We start from the raw sequence: 23118 nt of genomic DNA, 5'->3' as shown, positions 1-23118 counted from the left end.
GGCCGCCCCGCCACCCGGCAGCAGCATAAGGAGCCCCAGCACATGCACGTCGAACACCTGTTGCAGGACGAGTCCCTCGGACTGCGCCTGCTGTGGGCCCCTCCGTCCTTGCTGGAGCGTGAGATCTGCGGCGTGACCGTGACCGACCTCGAAGACCCCACACGCTTCGTGCGGCCGGGAGAAGTCGTGCTCAGCGGGCTCGTCTGGTGGCGCGCGCAGGACGGTCACGAGGCGGCGGACCGGTTCGTGGAGGCGCTCAAGAACGCCGACGTGGCCGTGCTGCTGGCGGGTGAGGAAGCGCACGGTGCGGTTCCCGAGGTGCTGGTGGAGGCGTGCGCGCGGTATGGCCTGCCGGTCGCGGCGGTGCCCGCGCACCTCATGTTCCGCACGATCACGGAGACCGTTTATCTGAGGCAGTGGGGCGAACTGGCCCGCCATCACGTCCTGCCGGGCCACCTGCGAGACCGCCTCAACCGGCTGATCTCACAGAGCGCCTCCCCGCGGACGGTGCTCACCACGGTCTTCGCCCACCTCGGTGACGTCACCGCCTACCTCGTCACGGCCGCGGGCCGGACGGTCGCCGCCACACCCGGCGCCGCCTCACTGCCTGCCCGCGAAGCCGCCGCGCTGCCGGACGGCGACGCGGGAACGACCGTCCTCATCGCGGCCGACACCGGCACCCCGTACGAACACTGGTACCTGCATCTGCCCGACACCGATGCCGTACCGCCGGGCCTGCTGCACGAGATCACCCTGATCCTGGCCCGCTGCCGGCAGGAGTACGCCCGCGGCCGGGCGGGTGAACGCCGGCTCGCGGACGAACTCGGTGCGCTGTTCGCCCTGGCCGCAGCGGACGACACCGCTGTGGCAACGGCATGGCACGCCTGCGGCCTGTCGGCCGAGGGCCCCTACCACGTGCTGGTCGCGGACACCGGCACACCGCAGGAAGACCTCGCGGTGTCAGCCCTCACGGAGGCCGTCGCCCATGCCGAATCCGGGCCCGCGGTGGTGGGGCGTCTGCCCGACGGAACCGGCTTCGCCGTCATTCCTGCCGACGGGTACGACCCCGTGGCGGAGCTGTGGCCCCTGCTCGCGGCCTGCGTGCCGGACACACCGCTGCACGGCGGCGCCGCATCAACCGTCGACGGGCCCGCGGACCTGCCGACCGCACTCGCGCGGGCCCGCTATGCCCTGGCCGCGGCCCGCACCACCACGCCGGACACCTCCCGGCTGACCGACGCCGCCACCCTCACCAGCGTCGACACCCTGCTGACCGGGATACCGGCCGAGGTACGCACCGCCTACAGCCGCACCGTCCTGGGCCCCCTGCACAAGGCCGGCAACGGCTCCGCCGCCATGCTGCTGGAGACGCTGGAGACTTTCCTCGCCCACGACGGCTCCTGGGCCCGCACGGCCGAGACCCTGCACCTGCACGTCAACACCGTCCACTACCGCATCCAGCGCGTCGAGTACCTCACCGGCCGCGACCTGTCCCGCCTGACCGACCGCCTCGACCTGTGGGCCGCCTTGCTCTGCCGGACGGGGCCGGGTGCGCCCACCGCTAAGAGCGGCCGACGTACACGTCCGTCGACTTCACCCGCGCGGTGACCGTGACACCGACCGCGAGGCCGAGTTCCTCTACCGCTTCCCGGGTCACCAGCGAGACCACGTGGTGAGGGCCGGAGTGGATCTCCACCTGGGCTATCACGTCATCGACGGTCAGGGCCGTGACGATGCCGGTCAAGGCGTTGCGCACGGACGTCGGCGGCCCCGCCGAGGCGGCCCGCTCATCATCGGCCGCCCGCTCTTTGGCGAACCGCGCCAGGCCCTCGCCATCGATCATCCGGCTGCCCGAGCCGTCCCGCCGCATCGGCAGCCGTCCCGCATCGGCCCAGCGCCGCACGGTCTCCGGACTCACCCTCAGCAGGCGCGCGGCCTGACCAATGCTGTACGACGGCATCCCCGAACCCTAACCGGACGACTCGCCCAGGAAGGCCGCGCATGCTGCTGCGCCAGCTGGAGTACCTCGTCGCCCTCGCCCGCGAAAGGCACTTCGCCCGCGCGGCAGCCGCCTGCTTCGTCTCCCAGCCCTCTCTGTCCGCCGCGATCCGCCGCCTCGAACGCGAGCTGGACGTGTCGATCGTGCGGCGCGGCCGGCGCTACGAGGGCCTGACCCCCGAGGGCGAGGTCGTCCTGGCGTGGGCACACCGCATCCTCGCCGAACGCGACGCCCTGCAACAGGAGCTGTCCCTCCTGCGCGGCGGGCTGACCGGCACCCTGCGCCTGGGCGTCGTCCCCACCGCCCTCCCCGTCGCCTCCCTGCTGACCACCCCCTTCTGCGAACGCCACCCACGTGCCGGAGTGACCCTGCAGTCGCTGTCCTCCGAGGAGATCCGACACGGCCTCGCCGAGTTCGAACTCGACGCCGCGATGACCTACCTCGACGACGACACCCTGCGACACGTCCGCCGCTTCCCCCTGTACGAGGAGCGGTACATGCTGCTCACCCCCCTCGACGGCCCCCTCGCGGACGCCGAGCGGGCCAGCTGGTCACAGGCCGCCGCACTGCCCCTGTGCCTGCTCAACTCCCGCATGCGCAACCGGCGCATCATCGACGACTGCTTCGCCGCCGACGGCGCCACGGCCGCACCCGCCATCGAGTCGGACAGCGTCGCCGGACTCTACGCCCACCTCCCCGGGGGCCGCTGGTCCAGCGTCATCTCCCATGCCTGGCTGCACATGTTCGGCGTACCCGAAGGAATGCGGGTGGTGCCGTTGGAGGGACCGGCGCACGGGCCCAGGGTCGGACTGGTCATCGCCCACACCGAACCCACGCCGGTCCTCGCCCAGGCCCTGGTGACCGTGGCCCGCGAGGCCGGAGTCCGCGACGCCCTCGACCGGCAACTGCGCTCCCACCTCGGCGGACACGACTGATAGAAGCCGTCTATCCCGGCATAGCGAAGAACGTTTTGACCAGGCCGTTCCGTGACGAGGATCGTGAACAGCACCCACTCCGCGCCAAGTTGAGGAGCCGCGACATGGCCAAGGTGCTCTGCGTCCTGTACGACGACCCGACCGACGGATACCCCACCTCCTACGCCCGCGACGACATCCCCGAGATCGCCGGCTACTCCGGCGGCCAGACCGCGCCGACCCCCGAGGCCATCGACTTCACCCCCGGACACCTGCTGGGCAGCGTCTCCGGCGAACTCGGCCTCCGCGCCTACCTGGAGAAGGCCGGCCACACCCTCGTCGTCACCTCGGACAAGGACGGCGCCGGGTCCGTCTTCGACCGTGAGCTGGCCGACGCGGACGTCGTGATCTCGCAGCCGTTCTGGCCCGCCTACCTCACCCCCGAGCGCATCGCAGCCGCGCCGAACCTGAAACTGGCGATCACCGCGGGCATCGGCTCCGACCACGTCGACCTCGACGCGGCGATCGCACACGGGGTGACGGTCGCCGAGGTGACCTACTGCAACAGCATCAGCGTCGCCGAACACGTGGTGATGATGACGCTGTCGCTGGTGCGCAACTACCTGCCCTCGCACCAGGTGGTGCTGGACGGCGGCTGGAACATCGCCGACTGCGTGGCACGGTCGTACGACCTGGAAGGCATGCACGTCGGCACGGTGGCCGCCGGACGCATCGGCCTCGCGGTACTACGCCGCCTCGCACCCTTCGACGTCAAGCTCCACTACACCGACCGCCACCGGTTGTCGGAGGACATCGAGCGCGAACTGGGACTGGTCTGGCACGAGAGCACGGCCGACATGGTCCCGCACTGCGACGTCGTCACCATCAACGCGCCGCTGCACCCCGAGACCGAGGGCCTGTTCGGCGACGAACTCCTGGCGACCATGAAGCGCGGCGCCTACCTCATCAACACGGCCCGCGCGAAGATCGCCGACCGGGACGCCATCGACCGGGCCCTGCGCAGCGGGCAGTTGGCAGGGTACGCGGGCGACGTCTGGTACCCGCAGCCCGCCCCGGCCGACCACCCCTGGCGCACGATGCCGCACCACGGCATGACCCCGCACATCTCCGGATCCTCCCTCTCCGCGCAGGCCCGCTACGCGGCGGGCACCCGGGAGATCCTGGAGTCCTGGTTCGGAGGGCGGCCGATCCGCGACGAGTACCTGATCGTCGACGGCGGAGCCCTGGCCGGCACCGGCGCCCACTCCTACTCGGTCACGAAGTGACGAGTTCCTCGGCCTGACATGACCGGTGGAGGCCACCCCCGGGCTGCCTTGACGGACAGGACGACCGGCGTAGGCGCGACGACGCCGGTCGTCCTCACTGGAATCGCGACATGACCACCCTCGACGGAGGTACACGTGCTCAGCAAGCAGGAAGCCGCCGAGGCCGTACGCCAGGCCAAGGTGATGACCGGGGTCACCTGGGCACAACTGGCCGAAGCGGTCGGGAAACCCCTGGCCTGGACCACGGCGGCCCTGCTCGGGCAGCACCCCATGGGCAAGGACGAAGCGGCCACAGCGGCGGCGCTGCTCGAACTCGGCGAGGATGCCGCACTGGCATTCCAACTCCAGCCGACCAGAGGGGCTCTGGACGTAGCTGTCCCCGTGGACCCCACGATCTATCGGTTCTACGAGATCGTCCAGGTCTACGGTCCGACCATCAAGGAGCTCATCCATGAGCAATGCGGTGACGGCATCATGAGCGCGATCAACTTCAGGCTCGATGTTCAGCGTGTTCCCGATCCTGCCGGAGACCGGGTCGTCGTCACCCTCGACGGAAAGTATCTGCCCTACCAGTGGGAGTGAGCACCCTCCAGGGCGGATGGCGCTTGGGACTCCCCATCGCCGACCACACAGGGGAGGATGCTTCCTCGGGTGGGACCAACAAGCGCCCCCTGGAAGGTAAATTCCGGCGGGGACCGGGCGGCGAGCACCATAATTGATCTATGGGGACTGTCGCGGCGCTGTACCGGTATCCGGTGAAGTCGATGCTCGGCGAGTCGGTGATCGCCGTGGCGGTGACCGAGACCGGGCTTCACGGTGACCGGATGTACGCCGTACTCGACGAGACGGGCGCGGTCGGCAGCGCCAAACACCCGCGCAAGTGGGGCGCGTTGCTGCGCTGCCGAAGCCGCCTGGACGAGTCAGGCACGGTCCGGGTCGTCCTGCCCGACGGCACCGCACTGCCGGTGGAAGACCCTGACCTGGACGTGCAGTTGTCCAAGCTGCTGGGGCGACAGGTGTACCTCTCGGCCGTCGTACCGGAGCACAGCAGGCTGGAGCGTGCGGTGCCGACGTACGAGGGTGGCGTTCCGGAGACAGTGCGGAAGTCGGCGTCCGTCGATGCCACTGGTGAGAGCATCACGACGGGCAGCGTGGCCGCCGGGACGTTCTTCGACTTCGGCCAGGTCCATCTGGTCACCACGGCGTCCCTGGAGCGGATGCGAACCGTCTACCCCGCCGGGGACTTCGACGCGCGTCGCTTCCGGCCGAACCTGGTCGTCGACACCGATGCGGGACCGGGCTTCCCGGAGGACGACTGGCTCGGATCACGCCTGCGGGTGGGCGAGGCGCTGTTCCGGGTCGTGGTCCCCACGCCGCGCTGCGTCATCCCCACCCTCGGCCACGACGAACTCCCAGCGGACTCCGGCATCATGCGCGCCGTCGCCCGCGAACACCGCGTACCGGTCTTCGACCTGGGTCGGCTCTCCTGCCTGGGCGTCTATCTGGACGTGCTGGAGGCCGGTACCGTCCGGGTGGGCGATCTGATCACACTGCAGGAAGCGGCGTGACGCGACGCCCCCTCTTGCGTAACCGCACGCTGCGCCTGTTCCTGCCGATCGCTGCCCTGGCCGGGGCCATGGACCTCACCTTGGGGTGGGCGCTGGCCGTTTTGGATGGTGCTGAAGCCGCAGGTGACGATGCGGTACGGCAGTGGCGATCGGGGCGAGTGCCGGACTACTACTACGGCGCCAGTCCCCAGCCGGTATGCGTCACTCCGACTGGTTCTCTGGCCGAACTGCCGTTGTACGGGCCCCGTTTGGACCCCAAGCGGGCGTACGGAGCCTTCGGGGACCCTGGCGCCGTGATTCCGCGTAGTTGTCGTTTCTGAGCGCGGCGGTCCCGGATCGGGCATCACCTTGGCAAGTGCACCCGAGTTCTTTGGTCGGCTGAGGCGAGGCGCTGGCTGAGCCTCGTCGGCGCTGGCTTACAAACCCGTGACGGGCTGCCCGGTGAGGGCCTGGGCGATCTGCCAGAGCTGACCGCCGCGACTGGCTTTGATGAGCACGACGTCGCCGTGGCGGAGAATGGAAGTGAGGTAGGCGGCAGCGGTGGAGTTGTCGCCCACCAGCGCAATGTCCGGAACCCCTGCCGCGCCTGCTGAGAGGGCCAACTGCTTGGCGAGGTGTCCGCCGACTGCCACGACGAGGTCGACGCCGTTCTCGGCCGCCATACGGCCGACTTCGCGGTGGGCTTCGACGGACTCGTCGCCCAGTTCCAGCATCTCTCCGAGTACGGCGATCCTCCGGCTGCCTGCAGCTTCGGTCGTGTCGCCGTCTGTCTCGGTCATCAAGACTCTCCGTGGGGATTGAGGGGCGCGAAGGTGATCGCGCGGCCGGTGTAGGAAGCGGATACGCGGCTGAGGGGGACTCGATCGTGGGTCTGGCCCCAGGCCGACGGGTCCCGGAAATGGATCGTGGGGTCGGGGCCGTCGTCGTAGCCGCGAAGGATGACGAGGTGGCCGCCGGCTCGGCCGTTGTCGGGGAACTGCTCGGTCACGGACACGATGAGCGGCGCATGGTCGAGCCGCGTCGTCAGGTCATCGGCGGGGACGGGCTCGGCGGTCGAGGGGACTCCGAGGTCTGTCGCCAGGCTCGCGATCCCCGCGTGGAGTGCTCCACGCGGGGTCAGCACCTCATGCTTGACCGCGAGTTTCAGGAGTTCCGTGACCGTGGGCGCTTCGCGTCCGTAGGCGAGCAGGATCATTCTCAGCGAGGCCAGGCCGCATGCCCGGTTGGACCAGTCGATCCTGTCCCCGAGTGCCCATCCTCCGTGCAGGTCCCATTCGGCGGGATCGATGAGCTGACGGCACAGGGGGACATCGTGGACGCGCGGCACAGCGGCGGGCTCCTACGGCGAGACGGCAGCCTCCCGAGCCCGTGTGGTGCCGGCGAACGCGGGAGTGGGCAGAGGGACATCGTAGGGCGGGCGGGCCACGGCCTCGTGCAGCATCGCCAGCACGACGTCCGTGTGCGTGAGTCCGACCATCGCGGCCCCCACCGCGAAGTTGCTGTCACGGGACATGCCCGGTGTGCTGTTGACCTCCAGCGCGTACGGATCGCCGTCCTCGGTGAGGATGAAGTCGATGCGTGCTGAACCACGCAGCCCGAGTCCGTCCCACAGCGTCCGGGTATGCCCCGTGACCCTGTCCAGCACCTCGGGCTCCAGCTCGGCGGCGCGGACGGTGGCGGCGCTCCTGGAGGCCACGTCGAGCTTTGCGTCGGCGTCGTAGAAGTCGGCTTCGGCAGCTTCGGTGGCCAGTGGCGGGAAGACGACGACCGAGCCGCCCGGTAGTTCGAGGAGTCCCACCGTCATCGGTGTGCCCATCACGTACTCCTCGACGAGCACCTCCGAGCCCTCGCCGCCGCCGGCACCCGTGAGCGCGGCGGGCAGGTCCGCCGGATCGCGTACGAGGCTCATGCCGACACTGGACCCGCCGAAGGGTGGCTTCACCATCACGGGGCGTCCGCTCCAGGTCACTGCACCGCTGGACCAGACGTACCAGCCGGGGGTGGGGACGCCGAGGGTGAGCATCACCCGCTTGCAGAGGATCTTGTCGGCGGCCACGGCGGATGCCCCGACTCCGCTGCCGCAGTAGGGCACGCGCAGGTAGTCGAGCAGGCCCTGCAGCCGGCCGTCCTCGCCGTAGGGGCCGTGCAGGTTGGAGAGGGCTACGTCGTACTCGACCAGCTCCGCGACGAAGTCGGGCTCGCAGGGGTTCAGCACCCTCCAGCGGGCCCCGATCTCTTCCAGTGCCCCAGCCAGGGCGGTGACCGAGCGCTGCTCGACGGGGCACTTCGAGTGGTAGAGCCTGTCCTCGGCGGACACGGGCCCGTAGACGAGGGCGACGCCGAGGCCGTAGCGGCTCTGCCCCCACTCGCGAAGTTCCTCGGCGGCCTTCTGCAGTGCGACGTCCGAGCTGGGGTTGAGGAAGCGAGTCATGCGAGTACCCCTTCGAAGGTGTGGGTGACCGGGCCGCCGACCCAGTGAGTTCGGGTCGGCCGGGTGTCGTGTGGCCGGACGGTGAGCGGCTGGCCGGCGCGGTTGTGGACGGTGACGGCGCGTCCTGCGACGAGCCCGCGCATGGTGGCGACGACGACGGCTGCCACGGCCCCGCTTCCGCACGAGAGGGTTTCGGCCTCGACGCCGCGTTCGTAGGTGCGGATTCTCAGTGCCTGGTGGCCGGCGGATTGAACGAAGTTGACGTTCGTCCCGAGCGGGGCAATGTCGGCGTGGTGGCGCACGAGGCGCCCGACCGTCACGGTGTCGATGGCGTCCACGTCGTCGACGACGGCTACGACGTGTTCCGTGCCGGTGTGGGCGCTGTCGAACCAGGTCGGTCTACCGTTGATGACGGCCTGCAGGCGCCGAGGGTGGACCGCGCCGACCTCGGCCGTGACCCACACGGAGTCGTCGGAGACGACCGCCTCGTGTTCCACGCCGGCCATGTGGAGGTTCATCTCGCGAAAGCCGTGATCCCGGTGAGCGGTCCAGGCGGAGCACCGCAGAGCGTTGCCGCACATGGTGGCCGTTGAGCCGTCGGCGTTGAAGCAGGTGATGTCGAGGACGGCGGGGCTGTGGCTGACCAGTCTGCTGATGACCAGGCCGTCCGCACCCACGCCGGTACGGCGGGCGCACAGGCGTTCCGCCTCCTTGGACCACTCCTTGTCGTCGTCCGGCCCGAGGCCGGTTAGCAGGATGAAGTCGTTTCCCGCGCCGTGGATCTTGCGGAAGCGCATGGCGAAGCTCCTCGTGTGGTGAGGTGAGAGTGAGGGTGCGGCGCCTGAACAGGGCTGAGGTCAGCGGCGGTCGATGGGCCTGTACGTGGTCCTGGCCTCTCGCATGACCCAGGGCTCCCGTCCGGCGAATATCAGGACGCGCTGGGCTGCGGTGCCGGCGGACCTCATGTCCCGGACGCGCTGGTACTCGCCGTCGAGGTAGACGAAGTCACCGATGCGGACATCGCCAGGCGGCCGGGTGTGCCCCACTGTTCCGATCGGCGGAGGGGGCAGGGGCCGTGGCTCCTTGGTCCTGTGTTCGTACATCAGCCTCTCCAGATGCCGAGCAGGAGGGATCCGCCGAGTGCGACGAGGCTTACGACGTAGGCGAGTTGTTGGTTGCGGGGGCTCATGGGGTTCCGATCAGGTGGTCCTCAACGCGGCTGCGGACTGACGGGATACCTATGTCGGGGAGGGGCACCCAGGCCGCCGCACCGGTCTCGATCATCGACGGGAATACGGCGCCCGAGTGAGCCCGGAAGAGGTAGCGGATGCCGACCCGGAGGCGGGGCCCGTACGAGTGCTGCCCTGGCTTGGTCACGTCGACCAAGAAGGGTGCCTCGGAGCCGGGCTGCGTCCATACGTCCCGGATGCCGACCTCCTCGACCAGCGGGCGCAGGGCCGCCTCGCTGAGGGAGTCGTCCGCGTCCTCCGGCTCCGCCTCCGCGAGGGCATAGCCTCCCTCGTGCCGCAGGCACAGCACGCGGTTGCGCTCGTCGACGACGACGGCTCCCGTCACCACGAGGGGGCAGCGCTCGTCGTGGATGCAGGTGCGGCGCTGTGCGTGGTCGCGGGCCGCGTCGTAGACCGGCAGCAGCGCCATCCTGTCGGCCGGGTGCTCGTGGACGTAGTGGGAGAGCTCCCGGACGATCTGGTCGTCCCTGACGCTCACGGGGCACCCAGCCCGTTCCGCTCGGCGTAGATCCACAACAGGCGCCGCGTGAGCAAGGCGACGTCGCGGAGATAGAGGTAAATCCCGAAGGTGGGCGTCTCGGCGTCCGGTCGGTTCGTGAGGTCGATCAACCGGGTTCCCTCGCGGACCAGTTGCCGCACCTCGTTGTCACTGGCCGCGCCCAGGTCTTCTCTGAGCAACCGGTTCAGGTCACCAGCGACCGCCGACAAGTGCCTGTCCATCGCCGCGCGAGTCGTGGTGTCCATGCGCAGGCCGAGGACGATGTTCGTTCGGGAGGAGATGGCCTCTACGTCGATGGGCGTGTGGTCGCTCTCCGTGTCCTCGGCCGCTGTTTCGATCGTCTTGCCCGTACTTGCCACAGTCATCACTGGCCCTTCCGGAGCACGCTGTCAGCCGTGCCAATAAAGCTAGGAAGGGAGGGAGATAGGGGTCCACGAGTGTGCCGGAACTTGCCGGTCATTCACCCTAGATATTCGATGGCGGCAGTGATGAGTTCGCGTGCTGCGGGGCCGTAGACGGCAAGTTCGGCCAGCTCGCTGAACGTCTTGGCATACATGGCAAGTTCGTGTTTCTGGACGACGGAGAGATGCGCCGAGATCAATTCGATGTTCACCAGGTCGTCGTCGTACAGGAAGAATCCCTCGACGGGCCAGAGGCCCGAACGGTCGGCGTCTTGGGGGATGATGCCGATGCTCACCGACGGCAGTGCCATGACGCTGAGGAGATAGCCGAGTTGGCCGGCCATCACGTCGGTTCCGCCGATGCGGTACCGCAGCACGCTCTCCTCCAGGAGGATGGCGAACGTGTGGTTCCCGTAGACGACCTGCTGCTTTTCCACGCGCACCTTGACGGCCGCCGGCACATCGTCGATGAGCCCCCGACGGTCACGAATCGAGGTCAGAAGCGCGGTGATATATGAGGCCGTCTGCACGGGGCCGGGGATGAGCCAGGGTGAGTAAATACGAAAGCGCTCAGTGCGCTCCCACAGGGGAACGACGGACTCCTGCGCCCACTTGAGTCCGTGGCGCTCCATCTTGCGCCACTCGACATACATGCCCTCAATTCCGCGGGCAGTCGAGATGAGATCCTCCGCCTCGCCTTCCGCGCCGCACGCGGAGCACCAATCGTGAAGATCGCGCTCCGAGGGCGCGCGGGCGCCGCTCTCGAAGCGCGAAGCCTTCGACTCGTGCCAGCCCAGGCTCTGGGCCAATGATCGCTTGGTGAGTCCGGCCGCTTTCCGGATCCCGGCGAGGCGTTGTCCGAGCGCCTTGCGCGCTTCCTGGACGCTTGAAGAGGGTGAAGTCATGTCGATGCGGGGGTCGCGGATGCGGTTCTGATCGTCAGGCCAGCTCGAATTGCGCGTGTGGCGTGGCCCGCTTCCATACGGCCTCGAAGGCCGCATCGCAGAGCTTCGCCACCTCGGCGTCTTCCGTCAGCTCGACCTCCATGTTCTCGCCCTCGCCGTCGAAGTGATTGACGAGAACGAGGCTGGAGTCGAAGAGCCAGAAGTCGTTGCCCGGAAGCGCCAAATCCGTCGCGTCGCGGCGCGAAAGCCACCGCACGCTTTCGCCGGCCGCGATGTTCAGCCCGTCGGTCACGTCGTACTCGAAGCGGATGTACTCGCTGACCGGCGTCGAAACGATCCGGGCCCTGCACACCTCGACGCCGCGCGAAGTCGCCTCCGTGACAATGTCGTGCCAGTCGGCCCAGCGCTCGGCCGGATCGAAGCTCCGACCCGCCTTCCAGTCGACGAAGGCCGGGTCCGACTTCATGTAGGCGTCGCGCGTCTCCAGATGGACAGCCGTCCTCTGGCAGCCGCGGAACAACTCCTCAAACGTCGGGGTCCTCGTCATCCTTCTTCACCTCCAGGAAGAACTGCACCATGCGGCGCGGGATCTCCACCACCGACTCGTGCCCGGGAATGTCCATCTGCCTGAGGCGCTCTGCGTCCTCCACCTTCCACCCCTGCACGAGGTAGCTGTCCTTCTCCTCGTCCAGGTAGACGGTGGGCGAGCCGCCACTGGGACTCTCCGGGTCCTTGCCGAGCTTGCGCAGAGCCATGATGTCCTCCTCGTAAGCCGGTAACGATCTCTGTGCCAGAGTTTGCCCGCGACCGAGCCCTCGAACTAGGAACTTGCCCAAACTTGCCAGGAGTTCGGGCAACGGCCTGAGTGGGGCAACCTGGTCGACGGAGCAGGGGATGTGGACGCGGCCCGCGTCTGTAGGTTCTCGCGGTTCGTGTCATACGACGCTGCTGTGACCTCGGGCTCGTCGGGTGTCTCAAGCCATGTCTGAGGCGGTCAGTCTCATGGTCGTGTCGGAATCCTCTCCATCGCCGACGCGGCCACACGGCTCATCACCGTCTGTAGTGCAACGCCGTGGATCGGGGGATCCCTTCCGACGGCGTGTTGCCGTCGGAAGGGAGGAATGTAGGAGTTTATCGGTGTGGGCTGGACGGTCTGCTTGCTACAGACCGAATGGTGGTCCCCTGCGTGTCGCTCAGCGATCACCGTCCTCGCTGTCGTGGCCACTCGGAGGGGGCCGCCTCCGAAGAAGGTCACGAAGTCGCTGGAAGACGCCGATCCACGTTGTGAAGAACCGCTCGACGTCGCTGGCCAGTTTTTCGCCCATCACGAGCACAAGACTGATGAGCCCAACCACCGCCAACACCAACAAGGTGAGGCCGTCCACTGGTGTACCTCTCGAAACTACGGGCGTCAGCCGCCCGAAGCTGAACAGCTCAGGCGGCAAGCACGCACATGTGGGAAAGAACCGGCAGATCAGCCGGTCCTCCCGGTGCCCGCGGGACCCGAGGCGCAGAGAGGCCGATTACCCCGCATGGTGAGGACTCGTGTGGTGGTGCGTGAGAACCCAACTCATAGCGGCCTGAAGCAAGATGCTCGGAGAGCAGGTTTACTGCGACGAGCCAAAACAGAGAGACGACCTCGCTGGCCGCCGCCAACTCGTCGGGAGCTGGCACGGGGCCGGCCCCCCAGATCGTCGTCGAACGACTCACTGGCGTAGTGATCGACGGAAGCCGGGTGTCCTTTTCGGTGGAAGAGAGAAGACGCCGGGCGAGATCAGCAGTTGCCCGCTGATCCTGCGCCTCCTCAAGAATCGCCTTCGCGTCTCTGAGGACCAAGGCGCTGCGCAGCAGCCCGCCCAGCGAAGGGGACTTTCCTGACCCAGCTGGGAACTCCACGATCCCGTGGCGGATGAGCTTGCCATGCAGCTGAATTGCGGCGAGCTGCAAGTTCTTCAACGTGGCGCGAGGGCTCGCCCCCGGGACGGGCCCCAACTGAACTAGCAGATCGACATCAGCGAGAGGCTTGATAGATGTCGCGCGCGCGTACGACCCACGGACGTGAGGCGTGGCGTCTGCGGCATCGGACATAGCGCGCAGTCTAGGGGCTGGTCTTCCCGTGCGCGCACGTTTCGTGATCGCACGTGCAGTGCGATCACGGGGCAGGGGGCGTGGGATCGGCTGAAACCGTCCATGCTCGATCTTCGTGCGCTGCACCATTGCGGCTTCAGAGGCTGAGCGTGACGTCTGGGCTGGTCATCGTTGCTCTCCATGGCTGCCGGTGGCTGACCGGACGCGCTGCTAGGAGACTGTTTATGGGGAGGGCTGCATCACATCTGACGCACTCGAAAGAGTGAACAGGCTGACTCGCCCGCCTCAGGTTGGTGACTGATTGGCCACCGATAATGAGATTTGGCCACCGAATCACCGCGGGTCAGCGGGAGTCGACAGAGTCCGCTTGCGGGGCTGGTTCGAAGAGGGCGATCTCCTCGGTCAGAGTCTCCCGCAACTCCCGCTCGGAGATCGGCATGACCACAGCCTGGAGCAGTGGGTCGCCGGGTTGCCCGAGAGCGATGTCCACGGCGCGCTTGACGCGCGCCAGCGTGTCCAAGCCGGCCCAGCCCTCAGGCTCGTCGACCCTCAGCGCGCACAGGGCCATGCCGTAGCGGACGATCTCTTGGCCGTCCATGACGTCAATTCGGCGGGCGCGCTCGGCCCGCGCCATGACCTGGGCCACGATGGCGGGCTGGAGCTCCAACTGCCACAAGGAAAGCGTCAATGGCCGGGCCGGACCGAGCTCGTCCTCAGTCGTCGACGCCGCGCACACCGCGTTGACGAGCCGGTGCCCGAGCTCCGCCAGGTCGGTGGGGTAGGGCACGGTGATCGTGAGGGTCGCGGGAACCAGCGTCCAGCGGGGATCGTGGGGATCGATCTCGGGAGTCACGTCGCCGAGCTTACGAGGCTTGGGAGCCCTCAGAACGGCGAACGAGACGACGCCCAATGAGCGGGTCGCGGACCTGAGAAATCTCACGACTGCTTCATAAGTGCAGCCGATATGGAGCGGGGTATTGAGACTGTGCAGCCGAATTTGAGATCCCACAGCTGTTGTAGGGACTCAGATGCGGTGGCCTACCGCGATGCTGTGGCCAGCAGGTCCGTGTTGTGTCTCACGTTATGTCCAGCCGCTCCGTCTCACGGGTGTGGCTGATTCCTCAGACGTTATCCGCTTATCGATCACGGGGATGGTCAGGTCGAACAGGATTCCTGATCGGGTGATCGGGGGCGGGCCGACGCATGGCAGCAGGGCCTCTTGGTAGTTCGGGGGTGCGATCCCAACCGAGTACCAGGAGGCCCTGTTGCCGCAGTCTTTCGCGTCCGCGTGCGTGGAGTCCAACTCGCTGCCACCGTCGTGTGACTGCCTCGCGCACAGGTTCGGCAACGCGGCGGACGGGCCGGAGCGCACTTCGAGGTATGGCTCCGACATGACGGAGGCGGAGTGGCGGGTCGTGCGGCCGTTGCTTCCGGTTCCGGCCTGGCTGGAGGGGCGGGGCGGGCGGCCGGAAGGCTATTGCCACCGCGTCATGCTCGACGCGGTGCGCTATGTCGTGGACAACGGCGTGAAGTGGGCCAACCTGCCCGCGGACTTCCCGCCGTATCGGCGCGTGCATGCCTTCGCCCGCCGCTGGCAGGTCACGGGGCTGCTCGCTGAACTCCACGACCGGCTGCGCGACCGCGTTCGGGCGAAGGAGGGTCGCTCGCCGGACCCGACGGCCGCGATCGTGGACTCCCAGTCAGTGCGGGCGGCGGTGAACATCCCGCGCTCGACGTCCGGCTGGGACGGCGGGAAGAAGGTGGGCGGCCGCAAACGGCACCTGGTGGTGGACTGCCTCGGCCTGGTCCTGGCCGTCGCAGCGAGTGCGGCGAGCGTGCAGGACCGCGACGCCGCCGTGCCGCTGCTTCAGCGGCTGCGACGATAGTACTTCTCCCTCCGCCTGGTGTGGGCGGACGGCGGCTATGCCGGCCGGCTCGTCGACTGGGCCCGGGAGGAACTCCGCCTCGCCCTTGAGATCGTCAAACGCACCGATGACACAGCGGGATTCGTGGTGCTGCCGCGCAGGTGGGTGGTGGAGAGGACGCTGAGCTGGCTGATGCGCTCGCGTCGTCTGGTGCGCGACTACGAGACCCTGCCGGTCATGCACGAAGCCATGGTGCTGTGGTCGATGACCATGCTCATGAGCGGTCGCCTGGCCGGACGCCGCCCGGCCGGCTTCAGACGGCCGGCACCGTGAGAGCGGTGAACACTCCCGGCCGCACCTGGAGTGCCCACCCTCGCTCCACCAGGCGTTTCGCCTTCGATCGCAGTCCCTCGACCTTCGCCGGGACGGCCTCCAGCCCGAGAGCGAGGGCCAGTTGCTGGCAGCGCATGCCCTCCCGGCCCGCTTCCGACGCCAGCACCGACAGGATCTGCTGGTAGTCCGGCGCGAGGATCGTCGCCGTCATGCCCGTCTCCAGCCGGGGCACGGTCGAGCCCGCCACCGTGCGTCCCGTCGGCTCCGTGACCACCGAAGGCGGCCCGGCCAGCACCTCGGTCACTGTCACCCGGGCGTCCACCAGCCGCTGAAGCACTGCTTCCGCCGCACCGAGCGCGGCCTGCACCCGCTCGGCTTCCTCCCGCAACCGCGCGATCTCTTCCCGGACCCTCTTCTCCCTGGCCTCCAGCAAACCGAGCACCGACGCCACCAGCGACCCCCACGAGCAAGACAAGCGGACCAACCACGCCCATCTCTCCCGCCACGAACGGGAGTTCATGCTTGCTCACCCGAACTAAACGATCACGTTCGGAAAGCGGATGGCGTCTCAGAGCTGTCACCCGGGTGTGTCAAGTTGATTAGACACTCGGGGGCTATGCGGTCATCAAGCAGCTGTGCTGTGCGGATGTCTTGATCTCGTCTGAACTATTGCGGACCAGACAGCGGATCTTGCTGGTTCCGCTGAGGGAGAGGAACGGGGCAGGCTCGCTGCCGTCGCTGTCCTGCATGGCGGAGAAGACATCAATCAGGTTGAGGTGTGCCGCGGCTCCGGGGATGCCAGCTTGCAGCGTCTTGAGTAGTTTGGCAGTGAAAACGCCGTGGTCGCCTGCTGCGTACGCCGCGCTGGTGCGGTCTGCCGAGCAGAGGGTGTAGACGTCGGCCGTCGTAGTGGAGAAGGCATCGGACAGACGGCCGCCGTAGGACGCGTCAGCGATGACTACGTGTTCACGTGCTCTGGACTCGCCGAGGATTCCTGCGAGGACTGAAGCGGGTGCTGCGGTGTAGGAGAGCCGATCCATCCGGCTTTCCCGTGTCAGGAGAGCCAGATCGCCTGAGTGTGAGATGGCGCTGTGGCCTGAGTAGTAGACGAGGAGCAGGTCTTCCGCGTCTTCGGCAGCGTCCCCCACGGGCCCGAACAAGTGGGTCGGCGTGGCGGGATCGAGGACGAGGGTGCAGTGCTCCGGGGCGAATCCGAAGATTTCTGCGTCGAGGAGAGCCCGGCGGACCGCAAGGGCGTCGTTTCGGCAGGAGGGAAGGGGGCTGAGTTCGTTGTCGTCGTAGGTGGCGCAGCCGATGACGACGGCACGTGATCGGCTGAAGTCGAGCACGGGTACGGTAGGTTCGGGTAGGGACGCTCCCCAGGCGCGGTTGCGTGCAAGGGGAAAGCCGCCTGCCTCCTTCTTATTGCACTGCTCTGGGAGCGGGAACTTGGTTGCGCGCATCCGCTTGCGTACGTCGCCGTAGATGTCGGTCATACGTAGCAGTGGGCCAGCCGCTGGGATCCCACCCTTGAGGGTGTCCAGGAGGTGGTGGGTGAACGCGCTGTAGGTGTCTCCGTCCGGGGCTTTCGAGCGCCGGTCTTTCGGCGCTGAGGTGAGGCAGTACAGACCTTCGACGGCGAGCTGGTCCTTGACCAGCTGCGACGGGTCCGACATGAGGTCGCTGTGTGCGCGGCCGCTGTAGCAGCAGTCGAGCACAACGATTTTGGTGGAGGCTCCAGATTGCTTGATGACGTCAGCAATGTAGGAGAACGGCAGGCTGGACCACGGTGCGTCAGGTTCGCTGTCGGTGAGAGTCAGGTGGAGTTCGCTGTTCTCCCCGGACAGCTGACCATGACCGCTGTAGTAGACCAGCAGGATGTCCTCGGCACCTTCGGCTGCCTGTTTGAGCGGCTGCATGATGTCTGCTGGCGTCGCCGGGTCGTCGACCATCCTCACGTGCTCGGGGGTGAAACTGCTGAGCTCAGGATCGGTGAGCACTCCTGCTAGGCCGCGGATGTTGTTGTACGAGTGGGGGATCTTTTCGAACACTCGGTAGGTGGCAGTGCCGATTAGTACGGCACGGGCGGCAGCGTTCGGTAGCCGGGTCATGCCTCGGGCTTGCCTTCCAGTTCGCGCAGGATGCGGCTGGCGATGTCGTCCGGGTCGCGCAGCCGCGAGGCGTCGATCTCGACCTCCTTCTCGCCGCTGCGCACGCGGATGCGGACGCTGCGCCGCCGAACTCCGGCCCAGGTGCCGACGGACGCGGCAAGCGCGGTCAGGACTCCTTGCGGCTCCAGGAGCACCTGCAGTGCCTCGAGGACCGGTCCCATGTCGCCGCTTTCCGCGGGCGCGTTCCGGCCCGAGATCGCGGCCCCTTTGAGTTCATCATCATCGCGCAGCCACTTCTCCAACTGTCGTAGTTCGTAGGCTGCTTCGTCGCCGGTCAGGCCGATCTCGACAATCACGGTATTCTCCCCCGCTTTCAACTGACGGAGCACACAGGGTAGTCGGGGTTTGATCGCCCGTCTGGAAGAACTGGGAGAGTTGCTGAGCGCAAAGCCGAGGGCGGCAGAGGCGACGCAGCTGCCGCGGATGGGCCGCGGCGCTGGTGCGCGGCCAAGTACCTTGAGCGGCGAGTCTCATGGTCGAGGACATGTAGGCTCTCGCCTCTCGTGGCATTGGTCGTGCTCGCTGATCAGCGGTTTCCCGCTGTCTCAGAGTGGTGCACAGATGTACCTGTCGCCGGACCGTGGCACTTCCTCCTACCTCAACTCGGAAGTCATGACGCCTATGAATCACACTCAAAGAGCGCTACATCCTTGCCCACGCCCAGGAGGAGGTGGCCTTGGGCGGTGGCCGCAAGGGCTCGAGCCTCAGGGACCCCGAGGGGCCCGGTGAGTCGGCCAGTGCGCAGATTCCACGTTCGCACAGTGCCTTCGAGGCCGCCGGTGATGGCGACTGGGGTGCCGTTGACGACCGTGCACGCTACCTCGGTCACCCAGCCGGTGTGGCCGGTCATGGGCTGGCCGATCGGAGTGCCGGACGCCAGACTCCAGACCTGCACCGTCTTGTAACTGCCGGTGACAGCGACCGGGATGCCGTCGAGGACCGTACATGCCAGTGTCCCAAGCTGCAATTCTCAGCACAGCGCCATATATGGCCCTGATATGCACTCAGCTCTGAGAATATGGCGCCATTTTTGAGAACCTACAGCGTCGGCTGACCTGAAGTTCGCCGGAGGCAGACAGGGAAGATCCCGCAAGCACTGGTGCACCGCGAACAAGCATGCCAACGTGGATGACCTTCCGAACCTCCAGGTCAACGACCACTCATGACTTGTCCCCGAGCCTACGGAGGCGCCCCTGCAACCGCACCATCTCAGCGATCCCTTCCGATCCGACCGGCCGGACCCGGTGTACTGGGTCACCCCGCGCCACTTGGCCGGAGATGACGATGCACTCGCCGACCGGATCGGCGACACCCTGACCGACCTCGGCTGGCGCATGTGGCCGACCTCCCGCCACACCCTGCTGTACGTCCGCCCGGACGGGCTGTGCGGCGCCGAGTGGATCCTCGCGGCCTACCCGTTCGAGCTGGGCGGGCTGCCTGTGGCCTGGCAGTTGAGTGCCCGCGCGTGTGCCACGTCCGCGATGACGGAGTGGAACGCGTACTTCACCACCGGCGTCCCGTACGAGGCGCTTGCTGAACTACTCATAGCGATCGACGCACGCGAGCAGCCCGATGCCGACCTGGCGGGGCCGGAGACGGTCCTCGGCGCCCTGACTGCCCAGGGATGGATCCGCGACGTGGACCGACCCCGTACCACCGCCATGGATCCCGGGTTCTCCTCCTGCGTCTCCTTGGAGGTGCTGCCGCCGCTCATCGAGGACGCCGACCCGCGTCCTGACCCGGTGGGTTGGCAGGCGTGGGCGGAACCGGCGCTCGGCAGCCCGTATCTGTGGTGCGCCAGCTTCAGCGCCAGCGTTCCCTACGACCTGGTAGCCGCGTTCGCCTCGTCCCTCGCCTCACCGGTTCCGGTGCCCCGCCGCACCGTGCCCAAGAACGCGGAGGGCCGACTCACCGTCGTCCGCCGCAGCTGACGATCCCTGCCGCGCAGGAGCCGCCGTTGTGCGGTTGTCGCTGTCCCCCTGAACGCTGGCACACTCTCCGTGCCCGCCAGGAGAAAGGAAGAACGCTTGTTCTTTCGACGTGCCCGTCGGTCTGGTTGCGCTGCAGGGCCGGCCACGAGACGAAGGAACTCGACCTGGAAGCGGCTTGGTACGACCGCAACTCCGGTGCGGTCGACTGCTTCCATCCCACCCTCGAAGAGGGCCTGCGCCACCTTGACCACTGAACTCCGGCCCCCTTCACCCCATCTCCGTGCCAGCGCCTGGAGGGCTGGTCTGATCATGCATCCGTACGGTTGAGCCGTCAGAGGGGCGACGCATTGGCAGGTGTCAGTCGATCGCCCACCTGCTCCTGGTGGGAATATGACGATCTGCCCGGCCGACCGTCTACGAAGTGGGCAACACGCTGAACTGGGCCTGGCTGACTTGCCTCAAGGCGCACCCGTCCACTCAGGAAACGCCGCGCGGCTCATGTTCCGCTTCGGAACGGCCTTAGTGTTCCGAAGCGGAACGGACTGTGTGCTCTCACCGCAGGGGTTCCGGTGAACTTCTCCGGCTGCCTGGGCTCGTGGGCGCAGTCCTGGAGAAGGCGTTCGCCGAGGTCCAGGTCACCTTCCGGGGCCTTGTCCCTCTGCCTTGGTCTTGACAGAGGGGGCTCGGCGTATTTGCTGGATCATCGCGCCCTGCGGGGCTGATCGCTTCGGTTCACCGAAGGCCGGACGGCGTGACCTTGGCCCGGGGTAGCGGTGGTGGCGCGCTGAGGCATCGGGGTGGCGTCTGCGGGCAGGTCGGCCATGCGGCGCAGCCGCCACACCAGCACCTCGGAGACCGAGTCCGCGGTCGTGAGCTCCCGCCGTCCGGCCGCTTCGGTCAGGAGCCCGGCTGGGTCGTGTCCGGCGGCCTCGGCGTCGGCGAGCGTGGCGGCCAGTGCGAACCAGCCCGGCTCGGTCAGAGCCTGTTCCGCCAGCTCCGGCACGGCTTGTCGGAGGCAGGCAGCCTGCCTCTGGCGCAGCGGCTGGGACAGACGCCGGCCCCGCAGGTGCAGTGCGCCCAGCGGGATGTCGGCGGCGGCCCGGTAGGCGGTGCGCAGGTGTTCGGCGGCCCGGAGGGCTGCGGCGGCCTGCTGGGCGTGGTGCTTCTTGGCGTGCCAGTGAGCGGCGGCGGTGACGAGGAAGAACAGCATGTCGATGACCATGGCGGTGGTGGCACCGTCTTCTCCGCGGCCGAGCGCGGGCCCGCCGTGGATGAGGTCGCGTGCGGCCTGACGCAGGGCGCGGTCGTGCCCGTGCTCGGCCTGGACGTGGGAGCGAGTGGCCCGCTCGAACACGAAGGCTGCCTCACGCAGTTCGGCGCGGGTGTGGGCGGCGGAGGTCTTGGCGAGCGCGTCCAACACCTCCCCGGCGGCAGCGATGTACGCGGCGACCTGGGCGTCCTCGCCGTGATCGATGACCAGGACCGCCTGCCAGGCGGCCGTGGCCGTCCGGCGCCGCGCCATCGCTGGCCCACTCGACACCTCAGGCATGTCCGTGTCCTGGTCCGGGGTATTGCCGGAGAAGCGTTTGCGGATACAGGGCAGGGAGAGGTCGGGGGCGAGGGTGGATCCGGCGTAGTAGACGGGTTCCTTGTCCCGGTTGCGGTCGTCGGGCAGGGCGACCTTGTAGCCCTGTAGGTCGCCGGAGGGCAGCGCCTTGGTGCGGACGAGAAGTCCGGCGTCCTTGAGGCGGCCGAGGAACTCGTCCGTGGAGGTGGCGCCGGCGACCGCGCGGCGCACGGTCTCGCGCAGTTCCTCGCGTGCGGTGCGGTCCCGGCCCTCGCGTTCGGCCTTGTGTCGTTCGGCGCTGGTGGGCGGCTTGGCGGCGGTGCCGTCGCCGGCGGGGACGCGGCGCAGGTCGTAGTCGGCTTCGACGCGGCGGCATTCGGCCTGGGCGCGGCGGGCCTCGTTGTGCAGGCGGGGCCTTCGGCCGTCGTCGCGGACGAGAGTGGCGATGATGTGGATGTGATCGTCGGCGTGCCGGACGGCCGCCCACCGGCAGGCTTGCTCGTCGCCGTCGGGGGCGATGCCGGTGGCGGCGACCATGCGGCGGGCGATGGCCGCCCAGTCCTCGTCGGACAGGACCGGGTCCTCGGGGGCGGCCCGCACGGACAGGTGCCATACGTGCTTCTCGGGGCGCTTGGCGGTGGGCAGGGCGTTGACGGGCTGGTCGAGCAGGCGCTGGAGCTGTTCGTAGGTGGCCTTGGGGTCACGGCCGGGGTCGGGGGTGAGCGGGTCGAACGCGGCCACCAGGTGAGGGTCGGTGTGCTCTTCTTTGGTGCCGGGGCCGTAGAGGTAGCGGATCAGGCCGATCGTCTCGCTGCCGCGATTGTGGATGCTGGGGATCACTCAGGGGCACCGCCGTCACGGTGGGCGAGCAGGGCATCGGCGGCGTCCTCCATGCGGCGGGCCGCGCTGGCGACGGCCTGGGCCGTGGCGTCCAGGTGGGGTGCGTCGACGCCGGAGTTGAGGGCCTTGGCGACCTGGTTGAACAGGCCGTGGATGCGGCCCAGGTGGCGGCGGGCGGCGAACAGCTCGTTGATGACCTCTCGTTCGGTGGCGATCTCGGCGGCGGTGCGGTTCAGGTCGCGGGCGGCTTTGTCGACGGCGTAGGCGAGGAAGGCGGCGTGGGACATCTGGCAGTGGGCGGCAGCGTCGGCGAAGCGCTGGAACTCGGTGTCGTTCATGCGGCAGCTGGGCTGGTGCAGGCGTTTGCGTGACGTCGGCTGACGCGGGCGCTGACGTCTCTGCGCCAGGGCCTCGGCCTGCCGCTTCCTTCCCTGCTGCGATCCGCCCTCGGTCGCAGCCTGACCCTCCGGCGCCCCCTGGCGCCGGACTGTTCCCGGCACCCCTGGGGCGGGAATCCCGGGAGCATTGCTCCCGGGACAACTTGCTGGCGCTGAGTTGGCGGTCGAGGTCATCTTCCTTTCGAACGTGGGGAGTTCGTGCTGCGGTTCGGTCATGGGGTGGTCTTCCGTGGGGGCGTAGTGGGGCGGAGGGGCTAGTGAGGATGGTCGGCGCGTGCGTCGCTCAGCTCGGCCTTGAGCGTGCGGACGACCTCGCCTGCGGTGTCGCTGGCGACGCTGTAGCCGTCGCTGCGCACGGAGTCCTCCAGCAGGTCGCGGGAGAGGCGTCCGGTCTCGTGATGGAGACGGCGGGCGTACTGGATGAGGATGTCCCGTGTGGCACGTGGCTTCCGGCCCGTTCCCTTCGCCTGCACCTGCCCGGTCTCGCCCGGGTCGCTGTCCGCAGGCTTCTTGCCCGGAAACGGCTGCCCGTCCCGGGTGGCGCGGGTGGGCGGTGACGGGCGGTCGTTGGCTTTCGGGCGGGCCGTTCGGTCGTCTTCGTCGCCCTCGTCGACTGCGGGCGGGCGGCCCGGCTTCTCCGCCCGCTCCGCTTCAGCGAGGCGAGGGCGGTCT

24 protein-coding genes and 2 pseudogenes are annotated in these 23118 nt (G+C 68.2%); 7 read left to right on the top strand and 19 right to left on the bottom strand.

Going from position 1 to position 23118, the window contains the following annotated elements; all coding sequences use genetic code 11:
* The first annotated feature begins 42 nt into the window (after positions 1 to 42).
* A complete protein-coding gene (locus HLK59_RS08530; RefSeq protein ID WP_171140670.1) occupies positions 43 to 1608 on the top strand; it encodes a PucR family transcriptional regulator in 1566 nt (521 codons plus the stop codon).
* On the opposite strand, the gene HLK59_RS08525 is transcribed toward HLK59_RS08530, so the two are convergent.
* Entirely contained in the window at positions 1562 to 1960 is a 399-nt protein-coding gene (locus HLK59_RS08525; RefSeq protein WP_171140669.1) for a helix-turn-helix transcriptional regulator, read from the bottom strand. The two genes, HLK59_RS08530 and HLK59_RS08525, sit on opposite strands and share 47 nt — an antisense overlap.
* 41 nt (positions 1961 to 2001) lie before the next feature.
* Between HLK59_RS08525 and HLK59_RS08520 the strand changes: the two genes are divergently transcribed.
* The 4 genes from HLK59_RS08520 to HLK59_RS08505 all read left to right on the top strand — a co-directional run bounded on the left by HLK59_RS08520 (position 2002) and on the right by HLK59_RS08505 (position 5767).
* Positions 2002 to 2934, top strand: a complete 933-nt coding sequence (locus HLK59_RS08520; protein WP_171140668.1) for a LysR family transcriptional regulator — start codon at positions 2002 to 2004, stop codon at positions 2932 to 2934.
* 104 nt (positions 2935 to 3038) lie between these two features.
* Entirely contained in the window at positions 3039 to 4199 is a 1161-nt protein-coding gene (locus tag HLK59_RS08515) for an NAD-dependent formate dehydrogenase (protein WP_171140667.1), read from the top strand.
* A 135-nt stretch (positions 4200 to 4334) separates the two neighbouring features.
* Positions 4335 to 4781, top strand: coding sequence for a cyanase (cynS, locus tag HLK59_RS08510; RefSeq protein ID WP_171140666.1), 447 nt, complete (start codon positions 4335 to 4337; stop codon positions 4779 to 4781).
* 140 nt (positions 4782 to 4921) lie between these two features.
* Positions 4922 to 5767 (top strand): MOSC N-terminal beta barrel domain-containing protein, encoded by an 846-nt coding sequence (locus HLK59_RS08505; protein WP_171140665.1) that lies wholly within the window; start codon positions 4922 to 4924, stop codon positions 5765 to 5767.
* Positions 5768 to 6183: 416 nt separating this feature from the next.
* Here HLK59_RS08505 and HLK59_RS08500 read toward each other — a convergent pair whose 3' ends face one another.
* The 12 genes from HLK59_RS08500 to HLK59_RS08445 all read right to left on the bottom strand — a co-directional run bounded on the left by HLK59_RS08500 (position 6184) and on the right by HLK59_RS08445 (position 14194).
* A complete protein-coding gene (locus tag HLK59_RS08500) occupies positions 6184 to 6546 on the bottom strand; it encodes a cyanophycin synthetase (protein WP_171140664.1) in 363 nt (120 codons plus the stop codon).
* On the bottom strand, positions 6546 to 7094 hold the full coding sequence (locus tag HLK59_RS08495) for a C39 family peptidase (RefSeq protein ID WP_346779675.1): 549 nt from the start codon (positions 7092 to 7094) through the stop codon (positions 6546 to 6548). The genes HLK59_RS08500 and HLK59_RS08495 overlap by 1 nt, the downstream gene beginning before the upstream one ends.
* 12 nt (positions 7095 to 7106) lie before the next feature.
* Positions 7107 to 8198 (bottom strand): ATP-grasp domain-containing protein, encoded by a 1092-nt coding sequence (locus HLK59_RS08490; protein WP_171140663.1) that lies wholly within the window; start codon positions 8196 to 8198, stop codon positions 7107 to 7109.
* On the bottom strand, positions 8195 to 8995 hold the full coding sequence (gene dapF / locus HLK59_RS08485; protein WP_171140662.1) for a diaminopimelate epimerase: 801 nt from the start codon (positions 8993 to 8995) through the stop codon (positions 8195 to 8197). The genes HLK59_RS08490 and dapF overlap by 4 nt, the downstream gene beginning before the upstream one ends.
* A gap of 60 nt (positions 8996 to 9055) precedes the next feature.
* Entirely contained in the window at positions 9056 to 9301 is a 246-nt protein-coding gene (locus HLK59_RS08480; protein ID WP_171140661.1) for a hypothetical protein, read from the bottom strand.
* Positions 9302 to 9383: 82 nt separating this feature from the next.
* Positions 9384 to 9926, bottom strand: a complete 543-nt coding sequence (locus HLK59_RS08475) for an NUDIX domain-containing protein (protein ID WP_171140660.1) — start codon at positions 9924 to 9926, stop codon at positions 9384 to 9386.
* Positions 9923 to 10312 (bottom strand): hypothetical protein, encoded by a 390-nt coding sequence (locus tag HLK59_RS08470; RefSeq protein WP_206326915.1) that lies wholly within the window; start codon positions 10310 to 10312, stop codon positions 9923 to 9925. Before HLK59_RS08470 ends, HLK59_RS08475 begins: the two co-directional genes overlap by 4 nt.
* Positions 10313 to 10407: 95 nt before the next feature.
* Positions 10408 to 11253: a helix-turn-helix transcriptional regulator gene (locus HLK59_RS08465; protein WP_171140658.1), complete on the bottom strand. Its 846-nt coding sequence runs from the start codon at positions 11251 to 11253 to the stop codon at positions 10408 to 10410.
* A 34-nt stretch (positions 11254 to 11287) separates the two neighbouring features.
* The gene (locus tag HLK59_RS08460) at positions 11288 to 11800 is read right to left on the bottom strand and encodes a DUF6879 family protein (protein WP_171140657.1); all 513 of its coding nucleotides are present in this window, start codon (positions 11798 to 11800) and stop codon (positions 11288 to 11290) included.
* Positions 11778 to 12008 carry a hypothetical protein gene (locus HLK59_RS08455; protein WP_171140656.1) on the bottom strand — a complete coding sequence of 77 codons (231 nt, stop codon included), beginning with the start codon at positions 12006 to 12008 and terminating at the stop codon, positions 11778 to 11780. Before HLK59_RS08455 ends, HLK59_RS08460 begins: the two co-directional genes overlap by 23 nt.
* A 679-nt stretch (positions 12009 to 12687) precedes the next feature.
* A complete protein-coding gene (locus tag HLK59_RS08450) occupies positions 12688 to 13200 on the bottom strand; it encodes a hypothetical protein (protein ID WP_171140655.1) in 513 nt (170 codons plus the stop codon).
* A gap of 484 nt (positions 13201 to 13684) precedes the next feature.
* Positions 13685 to 14194: a hypothetical protein gene (locus HLK59_RS08445; protein WP_171140654.1), complete on the bottom strand. Its 510-nt coding sequence runs from the start codon at positions 14192 to 14194 to the stop codon at positions 13685 to 13687.
* A gap of 538 nt (positions 14195 to 14732) precedes the next feature.
* On the opposite strand from HLK59_RS08445, the pseudogene HLK59_RS50850 reads away from it, so the two are divergent.
* Positions 14733 to 15539: pseudogene (locus HLK59_RS50850) on the top strand (IS5 family transposase).
* On the opposite strand, the gene HLK59_RS08435 reads toward HLK59_RS50850, so the two are convergent.
* From HLK59_RS08435 to HLK59_RS08425, 3 genes are all read right to left on the bottom strand, one after another.
* A complete protein-coding gene (locus HLK59_RS08435; protein ID WP_346779674.1) occupies positions 15520 to 15981 on the bottom strand; it encodes a hypothetical protein in 462 nt (153 codons plus the stop codon). The pseudogene HLK59_RS50850 and the gene HLK59_RS08435 overlap by 20 nt on opposite strands.
* 172 nt (positions 15982 to 16153) lie before the next feature.
* Entirely contained in the window at positions 16154 to 17650 is a 1497-nt protein-coding gene (locus tag HLK59_RS08430) for a caspase family protein (protein ID WP_240982275.1), read from the bottom strand.
* Positions 17647 to 18006 (bottom strand): hypothetical protein, encoded by a 360-nt coding sequence (locus HLK59_RS08425; RefSeq protein ID WP_171140651.1) that lies wholly within the window; start codon positions 18004 to 18006, stop codon positions 17647 to 17649. Before HLK59_RS08425 ends, HLK59_RS08430 begins: the two co-directional genes overlap by 4 nt.
* A 948-nt stretch (positions 18007 to 18954) precedes the next feature.
* Between HLK59_RS08425 and HLK59_RS08420 the strand changes: the two genes are divergently transcribed.
* Positions 18955 to 19641, top strand: a complete 687-nt coding sequence (locus tag HLK59_RS08420) for a DUF317 domain-containing protein (protein ID WP_171140650.1) — start codon at positions 18955 to 18957, stop codon at positions 19639 to 19641.
* Positions 19642 to 20341: 700 nt separating this feature from the next.
* Here HLK59_RS08420 and HLK59_RS08415 read toward each other — a convergent pair.
* The 3 genes and pseudogenes from HLK59_RS08415 to HLK59_RS08405 all read right to left on the bottom strand — a co-directional run.
* The gene (locus tag HLK59_RS08415; RefSeq protein WP_171140649.1) at positions 20342 to 22048 is read right to left on the bottom strand and encodes a relaxase/mobilization nuclease domain-containing protein; all 1707 of its coding nucleotides are present in this window, start codon (positions 22046 to 22048) and stop codon (positions 20342 to 20344) included.
* Positions 22045 to 22386 (bottom strand): plasmid mobilization relaxosome protein MobC, encoded by a 342-nt coding sequence (locus HLK59_RS08410; RefSeq protein WP_171140648.1) that lies wholly within the window; start codon positions 22384 to 22386, stop codon positions 22045 to 22047. Before HLK59_RS08410 ends, HLK59_RS08415 begins: the two co-directional genes overlap by 4 nt.
* Positions 22387 to 22700: 314 nt before the next feature.
* Positions 22701 to 23118 (bottom strand): annotated as a pseudogene (locus tag HLK59_RS08405) (hypothetical protein); the annotation flags it as partial.

Origin of the sequence: Streptomyces sp. S3(2020), assembly GCF_013044505.1 — a bacterium.
GTDB lineage: Bacteria > Actinomycetota > Actinomycetes > Streptomycetales > Streptomycetaceae > Streptomyces.
This window is presented reverse-complemented; position numbering and strand designations above follow the sequence as displayed.

Bases quoted from the DNA above. Each gene is read 5' to 3' on its own strand.
- HLK59_RS08430 (WP_240982275.1), bottom strand. From the start codon at position 17,650: ATGACCCGGCTACCGAACGCTGCCGCCCGTGCCGTACTAATCGGCACT.
- HLK59_RS08410 (WP_171140648.1), bottom strand. From the start codon at position 22,386: ATGAACGACACCGAGTTCCAGCGCTTCGCCGACGCTGCCGCCCACTGC.
- HLK59_RS08480 (WP_171140661.1), bottom strand. From the start codon at position 9,301: ATGTACGAACACAGGACCAAGGAGCCACGGCCCCTGCCCCCTCCGCCG.
- dapF (WP_171140662.1), bottom strand. From the start codon at position 8,995: ATGCGCTTCCGCAAGATCCACGGCGCGGGAAACGACTTCATCCTGCTA.
- HLK59_RS08520 (WP_171140668.1), top strand. From the start codon at position 2,002: ATGCTGCTGCGCCAGCTGGAGTACCTCGTCGCCCTCGCCCGCGAAAGG.
- HLK59_RS08505 (WP_171140665.1), top strand. From the start codon at position 4,922: ATGGGGACTGTCGCGGCGCTGTACCGGTATCCGGTGAAGTCGATGCTC.
- HLK59_RS08470 (WP_206326915.1), bottom strand. From the start codon at position 10,312: ATGACTGTGGCAAGTACGGGCAAGACGATCGAAACAGCGGCCGAGGAC.
- HLK59_RS08460 (WP_171140657.1), bottom strand. From the start codon at position 11,800: ATGACGAGGACCCCGACGTTTGAGGAGTTGTTCCGCGGCTGCCAGAGG.
- HLK59_RS08455 (WP_171140656.1), bottom strand. From the start codon at position 12,008: ATGGCTCTGCGCAAGCTCGGCAAGGACCCGGAGAGTCCCAGTGGCGGC.
- HLK59_RS08525 (WP_171140669.1), bottom strand. From the start codon at position 1,960: ATGCCGTCGTACAGCATTGGTCAGGCCGCGCGCCTGCTGAGGGTGAGT.
- HLK59_RS08515 (WP_171140667.1), top strand. From the start codon at position 3,039: ATGGCCAAGGTGCTCTGCGTCCTGTACGACGACCCGACCGACGGATAC.
- HLK59_RS08465 (WP_171140658.1), bottom strand. From the start codon at position 11,253: ATGACTTCACCCTCTTCAAGCGTCCAGGAAGCGCGCAAGGCGCTCGGA.
- HLK59_RS08500 (WP_171140664.1), bottom strand. From the start codon at position 6,546: ATGACCGAGACAGACGGCGACACGACCGAAGCTGCAGGCAGCCGGAGG.
- HLK59_RS08490 (WP_171140663.1), bottom strand. From the start codon at position 8,198: ATGACTCGCTTCCTCAACCCCAGCTCGGACGTCGCACTGCAGAAGGCC.
- HLK59_RS08530 (WP_171140670.1), top strand. From the start codon at position 43: ATGCACGTCGAACACCTGTTGCAGGACGAGTCCCTCGGACTGCGCCTG.